The 12,054-nt window shown below is 72.4% G+C and carries 11 protein-coding genes; 7 read left to right on the plus strand and 4 right to left on the minus strand.

What is annotated here, in order from left to right:
* Positions 1-9: 9 nt before the first annotated feature.
* The 3 genes from AC3IPY_RS01345 to AC3IPY_RS01355 all read left to right on the plus strand — a co-directional run bounded on the left by AC3IPY_RS01345 (position 10) and on the right by AC3IPY_RS01355 (position 3,399).
* Complete coding sequence (locus tag AC3IPY_RS01345) at positions 10-2,358, plus strand: glycoside hydrolase family 3 C-terminal domain-containing protein (protein WP_489186197.1); 2,349 nt, start codon at positions 10-12, stop codon at positions 2,356-2,358.
* Positions 2,359-2,585: 227 nt separating this feature from the next.
* Positions 2,586-3,026 carry a hypothetical protein gene (locus AC3IPY_RS01350; RefSeq protein ID WP_489186198.1) on the plus strand — a complete coding sequence of 147 codons (441 nt, stop codon included), beginning with the start codon at positions 2,586-2,588 and terminating at the stop codon, positions 3,024-3,026.
* Positions 3,027-3,051: 25 nt separating this feature from the next.
* Complete coding sequence (locus AC3IPY_RS01355; protein ID WP_489186199.1) at positions 3,052-3,399, plus strand: hypothetical protein; 348 nt, start codon at positions 3,052-3,054, stop codon at positions 3,397-3,399.
* 85 nt (positions 3,400-3,484) lie between these two features.
* On the opposite strand, the gene AC3IPY_RS01360 is transcribed toward AC3IPY_RS01355, so the two are convergent.
* From AC3IPY_RS01360 to AC3IPY_RS01370, 3 genes are all read right to left on the minus strand, one after another.
* Positions 3,485-4,864, minus strand: a complete 1,380-nt coding sequence (locus tag AC3IPY_RS01360; protein WP_489186200.1) for an alpha-hydroxy acid oxidase — start codon at positions 4,862-4,864, stop codon at positions 3,485-3,487.
* A 45-nt stretch (positions 4,865-4,909) separates the two neighbouring features.
* A complete protein-coding gene (locus tag AC3IPY_RS01365) occupies positions 4,910-5,659 on the minus strand; it encodes a FadR/GntR family transcriptional regulator (RefSeq protein WP_489186201.1) in 750 nt (249 codons plus the stop codon).
* Positions 5,660-5,791: 132 nt separating this feature from the next.
* Positions 5,792-6,928, minus strand: coding sequence for an NYN domain-containing protein (locus AC3IPY_RS01370; protein WP_489186202.1), 1,137 nt, complete (start codon positions 6,926-6,928; stop codon positions 5,792-5,794).
* Positions 6,929-7,087: 159 nt separating this feature from the next.
* Between AC3IPY_RS01370 and AC3IPY_RS01375 the strand changes: the two genes are divergently transcribed.
* Positions 7,088-7,615, plus strand: a complete 528-nt coding sequence (locus AC3IPY_RS01375; protein ID WP_489186203.1) for a DUF1707 SHOCT-like domain-containing protein — start codon at positions 7,088-7,090, stop codon at positions 7,613-7,615.
* A 36-nt stretch (positions 7,616-7,651) separates the two neighbouring features.
* Here AC3IPY_RS01375 and AC3IPY_RS01380 read toward each other — a convergent pair whose 3' ends face one another.
* On the minus strand, positions 7,652-8,242 hold the full coding sequence (locus AC3IPY_RS01380) for a DJ-1/PfpI family protein (protein WP_489186204.1): 591 nt from the start codon (positions 8,240-8,242) through the stop codon (positions 7,652-7,654).
* A gap of 202 nt (positions 8,243-8,444) precedes the next feature.
* On the opposite strand from AC3IPY_RS01380, the gene AC3IPY_RS01385 reads away from it, so the two are divergent.
* The 3 genes from AC3IPY_RS01385 (at position 8,445) to AC3IPY_RS01395 (ending at position 12,042) form a co-directional block, all read left to right on the plus strand.
* A complete protein-coding gene (locus AC3IPY_RS01385) occupies positions 8,445-9,221 on the plus strand; it encodes an IclR family transcriptional regulator (protein WP_489186205.1) in 777 nt (258 codons plus the stop codon).
* 110 nt (positions 9,222-9,331) lie between these two features.
* On the plus strand, positions 9,332-10,303 hold the full coding sequence (locus tag AC3IPY_RS01390; RefSeq protein WP_489186206.1) for an aldo/keto reductase: 972 nt from the start codon (positions 9,332-9,334) through the stop codon (positions 10,301-10,303).
* 101 nt (positions 10,304-10,404) lie between these two features.
* The gene (locus tag AC3IPY_RS01395) at positions 10,405-12,042 is read left to right on the plus strand and encodes an alpha/beta hydrolase (RefSeq protein WP_489186207.1); all 1,638 of its coding nucleotides are present in this window, start codon (positions 10,405-10,407) and stop codon (positions 12,040-12,042) included.
* The last annotated feature ends 12 nt before the right edge of the window (positions 12,043-12,054 follow it).

Raw genomic sequence — 12,054 nt, forward strand, 5'->3', positions numbered from 1 at the left:
AGGAGCACCATGACCGACACCCTGAACGCCGCCGCCGAGGCATCCGCCACCGAAGCGGCCACTGCATCGGCCGTCGAGGCATCGCCCGAGCAGGTCGTCGCGGGCCTCACCCTCGAGGAGAAGGCCTCGCTCACGAGCGGCGCCGACTTCTGGACCACGAAGGCGATCGACCGGGTCGGCCTGCCGTCGATCCTCATGACCGACGGCCCGCACGGCGTGCGCCTGCAGAGCGCCGACAGCGACCACCTCGGCATCGGTGACAGCGTGCCGGCCACGTGCTTCCCGCCGGCGGTCGCCCTCGGCTCGTCGTTCGACCCCGAACTGCTCGAGCGCGTCGGCTCGGCGCTCGGCGAGGAGGCGCAGGCCGAGGGCGTCGGCGTGCTGCTCGGCCCCGGCATCAACATCAAGCGCTCGCCGCTCTGCGGCCGCAACTTCGAGTACCTCTCCGAGGACCCGCTCGTGTCGGGCGTGCTCGGCTCGGCGCTCGTGCGCGGCCTGCAGTCGCAGGGCGTCGGCGCGTCGCTGAAGCATTTCGCGGCCAACAACCAGGAGGCCGACCGCATGCGCGTCTCGGCCGACATCGACGAGCGCCCGCTGCGCGAGATCTACCTGCGCGGCTTCCAGCGCGTCGTCGAGGACGAGCAGCCGTGGACCGTCATGTGCTCGTACAACCGACTCAACGGCGTGTACACCTCCGAGGACCCGTGGCTGCTCACGAGCGTGCTCCGCGACGAGTGGGGCTTCGACGGCCTCGTCGTCTCGGACTGGGGCGCCGTGAACGACCGCGTCACCGGGCTCGTGGCCGGCCTCGACCTCGAGATGCCCGCGAGCGGGGGCCGCACCGAGGCCCAGCTCGTCGCCGCCGTGCAGGCCGGCTCGCTCGACGAGGCCGTGCTCGACCTCGGCGCCCGCCGCAACGTCGACCTCGTGCAGAAGGTCGTGCGCAACGCGCGAGCGGATGCCTCGTACGACGTCGACGCCCACCACGCCCTCGCCCGCGAGGTCGCCGCGGCCTCGATCGTGCTGCTGAAGAACGACGGCGGGCTGCTGCCCGTCGCGCCCGAGGCATCCGTCGCCGTGATCGGCGAGCTCGCCCGCACGCCCCGCTACCAGGGCGCCGGTTCGTCGCAGATCAACCCGACGAGGCTCGACGACGCGCTCGCCGAGATCCGCCTGCTCGCCGGCGCCGAGGTGCCGTTCGCCGCGGGCTACGCGGCCGACGCGACGACCTCCGACGAACTGACGGCCGAGGCCGTGGCCGTGGCATCCGCCGCCTCGACCGTGCTGCTCTTCCTCGGCGTGCCCGCGGAGCAGGAGTCCGAGGGCTTCGACCGCGAGGACCTCGAGCTGCCCGCCGGCCAGACCGAGCTGCTCGACGCGGTGCTCGCCGTCAACGCGAACGTCGTCGTCGTGCTCTCCAACGGTGGCGTCGTGCGCCTGTCGGGCTTCGCCGACCGGGTGCCCGCGATCGTCGAGGGCTGGCTGCTCGGCCAGGCCGGCGGTGGCGCGGTCGCCGACGTGCTCTACGGCGTCGTGAACCCCTCGGCCCGCCTCACCGAGACCGTGCCGGTGCGCCTGGCCGACAGCCCCGCGTACCTCGACTTCCCGGGCGAGCACGGCCACGTGCGCTACGGCGAGGGCCTCTTCGTCGGGTACCGGTGGTACGACGCCCGCGAGCTCGAGGTCTCGTATCCCTTCGGACACGGCCTCTCGTACACGAGCTTCGGCTACGCGGATGCCTCGGTGTCGGCGGCTGAGTCCATCGACGGTGGCGCGGGCCTCACGGTGCGCGTCACGGTGACCAACATGGGCGAGCGCGACGGCGCCGAGGTCGTGCAGGTCTACACCTCGCTGCCCGGCTCGGCCGTCGTGCGCGCCCCCCGCGAGCTCAAGGGGTTCGCGAAGGTCGCGCTCGCCGCGGGCGAGTCGCGCGAGGTCGAGGTGCACGTGCGCCGTGAAGACCTCGCGTACTGGGACACCCGCATCGACGCCTGGGTCGTCGAGGGCGGCTCGTACTCGGTGGAGGTCGGGGCGTCCAGCCGTGACATCCGCTCGATTGCGACCGTGGCCGTCGAGGGCGACGCCGTGAACGTGCCGCTCTCGGCGGACTCGTCGATCGGCGAGCTCATCGCCCACCCGATTGCGGGCCCGATCGTCATGCAGGCCCTCAGCAGCGGCGCGGGCGCCGGTGCCGAGGGCGACGGCCCCGACGTCGGCGGTGCGCTGCTGGCCGACCCGTCGCTGTTCAAGATGATGGCGTCGTTCCCGATCGGCCGGCTCTCGTCGTTCCCCGGCATGCCGATCGGCGCCGAGCAGATCGAGCAGCTCATCGCGGTCTCGAACGGGCAGGGCGCGTAACTCTCGGTGCGCATCACGCGACGGCGGATGCCGCGGGCCCTCGCATCGGCCCGCGGCATCCGCCGTTCTCGTTCGTCGTGCAGGAGATCAGGCCCAATCCTCGATCGTGTGCGGGATGGCGTCTCATCTCCTGTTGAAGGCGGGTGGGTACGCACGTGCGTGCAACCCCCTGTCGCGAACGGATGTTCCGGTGCGAGACTGGCGGGAGCAGACGGAGGGGGAACCGGATGTCACGCAGGACGTCAGCCGAGAAGGCCCGCGCGCAGGCGCGGCACGAGGCGAGGAAGGCCGTGCGCGAGGCGAAGCGGGCGGCCAAGCGTGCGCGCAAGGTCGGCGAGACCCTCACGCGCGAGGGTCGGGAGCGATTCGCGACGCTGACCGCCGACGCGCAGGCCGACGTGCGGCTCGCGCGCGAGCTGCGCAGGAGCCGTCCGCACGAGGCGACGCGCCTCGCGCACCGCGCCACGCGCCGACTGGTCGGAACCACGACGCGGGCCGAGGCCTCCGGCGATGCGGACGATCGCAAGCGGGCGGATGCCGCGGCGAAGAGTCAGCAGGCCGCGCTCGCCCTCGCGGCCAAGCAGCGCCGCGACGCGTCGAAGAAGATCGGCAAGTGGGCGGACACGGCCGCGAAGGCCTGGGAGAAGCACGCCGCCGCTGCGAAGTGATCCGGATGGACGAGGAGGAGCAGCCATGACCACCAGGCTCAACGAGACGGCCCTGCGGCACGCGCGTTCGCTCGTGCGCGACGGCGAGGTGAAGCGCGACGAGCGCGACGACTGGAGCGAGCACGCGCCGAGCGCCGACGAGGAGAACGCCTTCATCGAGGAGCACGGCTGGACGGAGTACCGCCACTGGCACCTCGGCTTCGACGACGACGCGAACCCCGAGACGAAGGAGGCGTACACGTTCCCCTACGGCGACTTCCGCAGGGTGCACCGCTGCGCGGTGATCTCGCTCGAGAGCCGGGCCGGCCAGTACGACCACGACGACATCCTCGAGGCGTCGAAGAAGCTGCTGAAGCTGATCGACGCCGACTGAGCTGCCCTTTCGCTGCGGGGGTCGTTTCGCGACATTCGCGGGCGGATGCCCATGACGAGATGTCGGAAAAGGACCCCCGGAGCGCTCAGCTCTTGACGGCGGGCTTCTTCGCGACGGGCTTCTTCGCCGCAGACGTCGTCGCGGCGGCAGTCGACTTCGACGCGGCAGGGCGCGGGCTGCGCACGGTCTTCGGCTTCGACGAGGCGGCCAGCTCCGCGGCATCCGCCACCGGCTTGGCGATGGGCACCATGCGCGTGAGCTGCGTGACGTGCTGCGGGCCGAGCTCGTCGAGCGTGGCGACCTCGAGCAGCTTCATGGTGCGCTCGACCTCGGTGCGCAGGATCGAGATCGTCTTGTCGACGCCGCGGCGCCCACCGGCCATGAGCCCGTAGAGGTAGGCGCGCCCGATCATCGTGAATCGCGCGCCGAGGGCGACGGATGCCACGATGTCGGCGCCGTTCATGATGCCGGTGTCGACGTGCACCTCGAGGTCGGATCCGAGCTCGCGCACGACGTGGGGAAGCAGGTGGAAGGGGATCGGCGCGCGGTCGAGCTGGCGCCCGCCGTGGTTGGAGAGCACGACGCCGTCGACGCCGCGGTCGGCGAGCAGCTTCGCGTCCTCGACGGTCTGCACGCCCTTGACGACGATCTTGCCGGGCCACATGCCGCGGATGATGTCGAGGTCGTCGAATGAGATCGTCGGGTCCATGGCGTTGTCGAGCAGTTCGCCGACGGTGCCGCCGGTCGAGGAGAGCGAGGCGAACTCGAGCTTCGGCGTGGTGAGGAAGTTGATCCACCAGGCGGGGCGCGGCAGCGCGTTGATGACCGTGCCGGGCGTGAGCTGCGGCGGGATCGAGAAGCCGTTGCGCTTGTCGCGGTGGCGGGCGCCGGCGACGGGGGTGTCGACGGTGAAGAAGAGCGTGTCGAAGCCCGCGGCGGCGGCGCGGCGCACGAGACCGTACGAGATCTCGCGGTCGCGCATGACGTAGAGCTGGAACCAGTTGCGGCCGTTCGGGTTCGCGGCCTTGACGTTCTCGATCGAGGTCGTGCCGAGCGTGGACAGCGTGAACGGGATGCCCGCGGCACCCGCGGCACCCGCTCCGGCGATCTCGCCCTCGGTCTGCATCATGCGCGTGAAGCCGGTGGGCGCGATGGCGAAGGGCAGCGAGCTCGTGCCGCCGAGCACCTCGCGTGTGGTGTCGACGACGGGCACGTTGCGCAGGATCGACGGGTGGAACTCGACGTCCTGGAACGCCTGCCGCGCGCGGGCCAGCGACAGCTCGCCCTCTGCTGCGCCCTCGGTGTAGTCGAACGGCGCCTTCGGCGTGCGGCGCTTGGCGATGGCCCGCAGGTCGGCGATGGTCAGCGCCTTCTCGAGGCGCCGGTCGGTCGGGTTCGCCGTGGGCGCCTTGAACCTCATGAGCTCGGCGAGCTCTTTCGGCTTCGGGAACTGTCGCTGGACCATCTTCGGTGCTCGCTTTCGTGTGTGCTGCGTGTGCTGTGCCGGCCGTCAGGCGGTGGCGGCCTCGGGGAACGTCTCGGCGTAGTACCCCGAGATGTGGTCGTGGATGCGGCTGCGGGCGGTCGAGGCATCCGCTGCCCTGATCGCCTCGACGACGCCGCGGTGCTCGCTGCGCAGGCGAGCGGATGTCGCGTGCCAGTCGTCGATGCGCGCGAGGCCGTCGAGCGCGTAGCCCTCGATGCCGCTGCGGAGCCCGGCCATGGTCGCGGTCACGACCTGGTTGCCGGATGCCTCGGCCAACGCCAGGTGGAAGGCGGCGTCGAGCGCGAGGAACTCGGCGGGCTCGAGGTCGGGGGAGTCCATGGCGTCGAGCAGGCGGTCGGCGGCGGCGAGGTCGGGCGCGGCGCCGGTTGTCGCGCCGGACGCGGCGCCGGCCGCCTCCGCCAGCTCGCCCGCCACCGCCGACTCGAGGATGAGCCGGGTGCGCACGATGTCGGCGACCGGGAACCCGTGCGCGGCGACCTGCAGGCGCATGAGCGCGCTCATGGCACCGCCGGGGGTCGCGACGATGATCGCGCCGGCGTTCGGACCCGAGCCCGACGCCGTGCGGATGAGGCCCATCGCCTCGAGCACCCGCAACGCCTCGCGCACGCTCGAGCGGCCCACGCCGAGGTCGGCGGCGAGGGCGCGCTCACCGGGCAGGCGTTCGCCGGGCAGCAGGTCGCCGTCGAGCAGGCGCCGTTCGACATGCTCGAGCACGGCGCGCCAGGCGCGGGGGCTCTCGGCCTCGGTCGTCACGCCGGCTCCCTCCGCGCTGCTCGCTCGCACCTGCTCGTGCGATGTGGTCTGACCACACTAGCACCTGTGGTCAGACCACAGTGAGGCGAGCGGAAGCGGGCGTCGAGCGCCGGAACCCGGTACGGCCGGAGCTCAGTCCTTCTCGGGGCGCAGGCGGATGCGGTTCGAGTCGCCCTCCTCGAGCTCGACAACGCCGCCGCGCGACTTCACGAAGTCGGTGAACGAGGCGAAGCCGAGCCGGCGCTCCTGGAACGACGGGTCCATGCGCAGCATCTGGTTCTTCACCGCGCCCGACGGCTGCCACTCGTCGTCGTTCTTCGAGTGCAGCAGCTCGAGCGCCTTCACGAGCAGGCGGCCGGGGTTGCGCGTCGGCGGCGCCGCCTCGGGCGGCATGAACGCGACGGTCGGCACGCCGCGGGGCCCGGCGGGGGCCTCCTCGGCGATCTCGTCTTCAGGGGCGGATGCCGCGGCGGCGGCCTTGCTCGCGGCCCCGCCCGACTTGGCGCGACGGTTCGTGCGCTTCGGTGCGGTGGTCGTGGTCTCGGCGCCCGCATCCGCGCCGGCGTCCGGAGCGGCGGCGTCCGGAGCGGCGGGTTCCTCGGCCGCAGCGGCGGCGTCCTTCGAGCCCCCGCCACGCCTCGACCCGCGGCGACCACCGGTCGAGGGGGCCTGCGTCGTGGCATCCGCCTCGTCGTCATCGCCTGCGCCGTCGGTCGAGAGCAGCGCGTCGTAGTCGGCGTACTCGTCGCAGGCCGCGGTGAGGGCCCGGCTCGTGCCGCCCGCGACGCCGATGCCGACGACGTAGCGGCCGAGGCGCTTGGCCTTCTGCGCGAGCGCGACGTAGTCGGAGTCGCCCGCCACGATGACGATATGCGTGAGGTCGTCGATGCGGAACATGTCCTCGATGGCGTCGACCGCGAGGCGGATGTCGGCGCCGTTCTTCGTCGCCGAGAGCGGGAAGAGCTGCACGAGGTCGACGGCGCGGTCGATGAGCTGGCCGCGGTAGCTCGCGTTCACGGGCGTCGACCAGTCGGCGTAGGCCCGGGCGATCGCGATCGTGCCGAACGTCGCCGCGAAGTCGAGCACGGCATCGACGTCGACCGTCGCCTGCGCGAGACGCTCGGCGGTCTCGCTGCCCGGCGTCACGGTCTTGCGGCGCGAGGTGTCGCGTCGGTACTGGCTGTCGCCGTGCAGCTGGTCGTACCGCGAGATCACGATGTTGTCGAAGTCGAAGTACAGGGCCACGCGGGGTTCTGCCGAGACGGGCATGAATGCCTTCCATCGAGGGTGTGCCTCCGATGCTACGCCCGCGACCTGTGCGGGCCCGGGAAGGGCGTCCGGTGGGCGGGCGGCCACGAGCCGTGCGGCGGTGCCCGCCCACGGAAGCACAGGGTTGGCTCGCGGCATCCGCTCGGCCACACTGGGCGTATGACCGACTTCGCGCGCCCCGACCGCCCCGAACTGCGTCTGAGCGACGCCGAGCGCGAGCAGGCGGTGGCCGCCCTCGCCGAGGCGCAGCTCGCGGGCAGGCTCACGGCCGTTGAGTACGGCGATCGCGCCACGGCGGCGCGCGCGGCCGTCACCCGGGGCGATCTCGTGCCGCTCTTCACGGACCTGCCGGCCGAGACCCGGGCACCGTCGGCCCCCGCCGCCTCGGCGACCGGCTCCGCCGCCTACGCGTCACCGGCCGCCTCGCAGGCATCGTTCGTCGACCCCGACCTCGACCCGCGGTCGGGCGCAGACGGCTCGGGCCGAGACGGCACCGGAGGGGCGTTGGGCGGCCGGGTCGGCGCCACGATCATGGCGCTCGTGCCGTTCATCGCGCTGCTGCTCTTCTTCCTGACGGGGTTCGCGGGCGGCTGGGCCTGGTCGTGGGTGTGGTTCCTGCTCGTGCCCATCGCGGGCATCGTCATCTACGGCCCCGGATCCGACGAGCGGCGCCGGCGCCGGCGCTGAGGCCCGCGTCGACGCCGCCGCGTCATGCGTCGCGGGTCAGGCGGATGCCGCGGCGAGTTCCCCCTCGGCCCGCACCCCGGCGGCGGCGAGCACGCCGAGGAACGCCTTCATCCACGTGCCGTTGTCGGGCCACGCCCGCGAGGTGACGAGGTTGCCGTCGACCACGCCGCCGCCGTTCTCGAAGACCGCGCCGACGACCTCGAGGTCGACCGCGAGCTCGGGGTAGATCGACGAGGTGCGTCCGGAGAGCACTCCGGCGGCTGCGAGCAGCAGCGGACCGTGGCAGGTGGCCGCGACCGGGGCATCCGCCTCGAAGAAGTGGCGCACGATGCGCTTCGCGTCCTCGTTGTTGCGCAGGTACTCGGGTGCGCGCCCGCCCGGGATCACGATCGCGGCGTAGTCGCTCGGGTCGACCTCGGCGAGCGCGACATCCGCCGGCCAGGTGTGGCCGAGCTTCTCGGTGTACGTGTCGAAGCCGTCGACGAAGTCGTGCACGACGAACTGCAGCTTGCGCGCCTCGGGTGCGCCGATGTGCACCTCGAAGCCCTCCTCCTTCAGCCGCTCGTAGGGATAGAGCACCTCGAGCGTCTCGGCGGCGTCGCCGGTGATGATGAGGATCTTGGTCATGAGGGGTACCTCCATGTACGGGATATGACGAGTCCTGGCCCGACGCATGCCGGCTCGGACGACCCAACTCTGCGCCGCTTGCGCGCCCGCGTCACGCCCCGTTCGCACTATGTGCGAAACGCCCCGGGATCCGTCGCGTTCCTCGCCGTGAGGCCCATCGAACCCGTTCCGCGCACCGCCCGCCCGGCGTAGCATCGGGAGCATGAGCGCAGTGGAGCGCCACGTCGGCGCGGGCATCCAGTCGGCCGAGCGCGTGCTGCGCATCCTCGAGCTCGTCGGTGCGGCTCCCACCGGGCTCACGGCGGCCGAGATCGCCGAGCGGCTCGGCCTCGGGCAGTCCACGACCTACCGCCTGCTCGCGACGCTGCACCGGCAGGACTACCTCGCCAGGCAATCGGGCGAGCACCGCTACATCCTGGGTCGCACGGTCGATCAGCTCGGCCGGGCGCTGCAGTACCAGCTCGTCGCGACCGATCCGGTGCGCCAGGTGCTGCGGGCCATGCACGATGCGGTCGGCGCCCCCGCGTACCTCACGGTGTTCCGGGGCGACGACATCGCCGTGGCGCATATCGAGGACTCGGCGGCGCATCCGCGCATCGGGCAACTGCACGTCGGGTTCTCCGAGGCCTCGCACACGACCGCGTTCGGCAAGCTCATGCTGGCCTCGCGCGACGACGCGGGCGTGGCGCGCTTCCTCGAGCGGCACTCGCCCGCGCGCCTCACCGCGTCGACCATCACGGACGTCGCGTCCCTGACCGAGCAGCTCGACGAGATCCGCGCCCAGCAGGTCGCCGTCGAGGTCGAGGAGTACCTGCCCAAGCTCGCGTGCATCGCGGCCCCGGTGCGCTCGGCGGCCGGCCGCACCGTCGGTGCGGTGTCGGTCTCGGTGCAGGCGAAGGATTTCGCCGCCCGGTCCGCGCAGCTCGAGCACGCCGTGCGCCGCGGCGCCTGGCAGGTCTCGGCGCGGCTCGCGGGCTGACCCTCCGCGTCACGCGCGGTGATCTCGCGTCATCCGGGAACACCCGGGTCGTGCGTGCGGTTGGCTTGGGATATCCGCCTCCGATCCGCATCGAACCAGCAGGAGTCCGCATGACCGCATCCGTCCAGACCGCCACCCGTGCCCGCATCGGCGCGTCCGACCTCGAGATCGCCCCGCTGTCGCTCGGCACGAACGTCTTCGGCTGGACCGCCGACCGCGACGCCACCTTCGCCGTGCTCGACGCGTTCACCGCCGGCGGCGGCGACTTCCTCGACACCGCCGACGGCTACTCGGCCTGGGTGCCGGGCAACTCGGGCGGCGAGAGCGAGCGCCTCATCGGCGAGTGGATCGCGTCGCGAGGCTCGCGCGACGACGTCGTCATCGCCACGAAGGTCAGCTCCCACCCCGAGTTCAAGGGCCTCTCGGCCGCGAACATCCGGGCGGCGGCGGATGCCTCGCTCCAGCGCCTCGGCACCGACGTCATCGATCTCTACTACGCCCACTTCGACGATGCCGACGTGTCGCTCGTGGAGACCGTCGAGGCCCTCTCGGCGCTCGTCGATGTCGGCAAGGTGCGCGCGATCGGCATCTCGAACTACACGGCGGAACGCATCGACGAGTGGTTCCGGGTCACCGAGGCGAACGGCTTCCACCGCGCCGTCGCACTGCAGCCGCACTACAACCTGGTCGAGCGCGACTTCGAGTCGAACGGCCTGCGCGAGCGCGCAGAGCGCGAGGGGCTCGCGGTCTTCCCGTACTTCTCGCTCGCGAAGGGCTTCCTCGCCGGCAAGTACCGCAGCGAGGCGGATGTCACCGCCGAGGGCGCGAGCGTCCGCGCGGGCGGTGCGGCGCCGTACGTCGGCGATCGCGGCGCCCGGGTGCTCGCGGCGCTCGACGAGGTCGCGGCCTCGCACGCGGCATCCGTCGCCTCGGTCTCGCTCGCGTGGCTCCGGCAGCAGCCCACCGTCGTCGCCCCGATCGCCAGTGCACGCAACGTCGAGCAGCTCGGCGACCTGCTCGCGTCGATCCCGCTGGAGCTCACCGCCGACGAGCTCGTGGCGCTCGCCGACGCCTCGGCCTGAGACGGGCCGGGCGGCCGGCGCGGCCGCGTCGCCGCGGTTCGGCCGGTGCGCCGTGCCATGATGCGGTGACGACGTCCGGGGCGACGCCGGAGGGGGTACGCATGCACGCTCGCTGGTGGAGGCTCGACCCGGGAGGCGCCCTCGTCGGGCTGCTCCTCGCCGCGCTCTCGATGACCCCGTCGCTGCTGCCGCGACCGGCGCTGTTCCAGGGCATCATCACCGCGCTCGCGTTCCTCATCGGGTACGGCATCGGGGTCGGCCTGTGGTGGCTGGTGCGCCGCTTCGTGCACTGGCGTCCGACGCCCGAGCATCGCCGCATCGCGTGGTGGGTGTACCTCGGCGTCGCCGTGCTGCTCGCGATCGTGCTGGCGTTCGCCTCCGTCGGGTGGCAGAACGAGGTCCGCCGCACGGTCGAGCTGCCCGAGATCGACGGGTTCGACGCCCTGCTCTTCTTCGCGGGCTTCGTCCCCGTCGTGCTCGTCGGCATCGCCCTCTCCCGCGCCGAGCGGCGGCTCGGAACCCGGATGACCGCCCGCCTCGGTCGCGGTTGGGGGGTCACGGCCGCCACGGCGATCGTCGTCGGGTCGACGGTCGTGGTCGTCGCCGTCGTGATGTTCGGCCTCGACCGGCTCTACCTCGCGAACAACGGCCCTGCCGCTCCGTGGGTCACCGAGCCCATGAGCGCCTTCCGCTCCGCGGGGCCGGACTCCGAGGTCGAATGGGATCTCGTCGGCCGGCACGGCACCGCGTTCCTCGGCGGTGGCCCGAAGGCCGCCGACATCGAGGAGCTCACCGGGCGCCCGGCGCTCGAACCCGTGCGCGTCTACGTCGGCCAGGCGAATGCGCCGACCGTCGAGGAGCGCGCCGCCATCGCCGTGCGCGAGCTCGAGCGCACCGGGGCGTTCGATCGCGACCTGCTCGTCGTCGCCACGACCACGGGGTCCGGGTGGCTGGAGCCGCAGGCCGTCGACGCCGTCGAGTACCTGCACGGCGGAGACACCGCCATCGTGTCGATGCAGTACGCGTACACGCCGAGCTGGGTGTCGTTCCTCTTCGACCCCGATGCCCCGGTCGCGTCATCCGTCGCCCTCTTCGATGCGGTGCGGGAGAAGTGGGAGACCCTGCCCGAGGCGGATCGCCCGCAGCTCGTCGTGTACGGGCTGAGCCTCGGCGCGCATGGAACGCAGGAGGCGTTCGGCGGCCTCGACGAGATGCGAGCCCGCACCGAGGGGGCGCTCCTCGTCGGGAGCCCGAACGGCTCGACCATGTGGCGCACGCTCACCGCGGCGCGCGAGCCGGGCAGCCCGCAGTGGCTTCCCGTCGTCGACGACGGACGCGAGGTGCGCTGGCAATCGGTGCCCGGCGATTTCGACGCGCTCGGCCAGGGGTGGGAAGCTCCGCGGGTCGCCTACCTGCAGCACGCGACCGACCCGGTCACGTGGCTCGGACTCGAGTTGATCTGGGCCGAGCCCGACTGGCTGACCCCCGAGGAGCGTTCCGACGACGTCAGCGACTCGATGCGCTGGATCCCGGCCGTGACCGCGTTGCAGGTCGCGATCGACATGTTCGTGAGCGCGGGCGTGCCCGCCAGCTACGGCCACAACTACGGCGACATCATGCTCGACGGCTGGCAGGCGGTCACGGGCGACGGCGGGCTCGACACGGCCGCACTCGCGCGCATCCAGTCGGTGCTCGAAGGGTACGCGGAGGTGCAGCCGGTCGGCAGCGTGAGCGAGTAGACGCGCCGCCCC

This window comes from Agromyces sp. GL_144, assembly GCF_057834305.1.

Bases quoted from the DNA above. Each gene is read 5' to 3' on its own strand.
- AC3IPY_RS01345 (WP_489186197.1), top strand. From the start codon at position 10: ATGACCGACACCCTGAACGCCGCCGCCGAGGCATCCGCCACCGAAGCG.
- AC3IPY_RS01350 (WP_489186198.1), top strand. From the start codon at position 2,586: ATGTCACGCAGGACGTCAGCCGAGAAGGCCCGCGCGCAGGCGCGGCAC.
- AC3IPY_RS01355 (WP_489186199.1), top strand. From the start codon at position 3,052: ATGACCACCAGGCTCAACGAGACGGCCCTGCGGCACGCGCGTTCGCTC.
- AC3IPY_RS01360 (WP_489186200.1), bottom strand. From the start codon at position 4,864: ATGGTCCAGCGACAGTTCCCGAAGCCGAAAGAGCTCGCCGAGCTCATG.
- AC3IPY_RS01370 (WP_489186202.1), bottom strand. From the start codon at position 6,928: ATGCCCGTCTCGGCAGAACCCCGCGTGGCCCTGTACTTCGACTTCGAC.
- AC3IPY_RS01375 (WP_489186203.1), top strand. From the start codon at position 7,088: ATGACCGACTTCGCGCGCCCCGACCGCCCCGAACTGCGTCTGAGCGAC.
- AC3IPY_RS01380 (WP_489186204.1), bottom strand. From the start codon at position 8,242: ATGACCAAGATCCTCATCATCACCGGCGACGCCGCCGAGACGCTCGAG.
- AC3IPY_RS01385 (WP_489186205.1), top strand. From the start codon at position 8,445: ATGAGCGCAGTGGAGCGCCACGTCGGCGCGGGCATCCAGTCGGCCGAG.
- AC3IPY_RS01390 (WP_489186206.1), top strand. From the start codon at position 9,332: ATGACCGCATCCGTCCAGACCGCCACCCGTGCCCGCATCGGCGCGTCC.
- AC3IPY_RS01395 (WP_489186207.1), top strand. From the start codon at position 10,405: ATGCACGCTCGCTGGTGGAGGCTCGACCCGGGAGGCGCCCTCGTCGGG.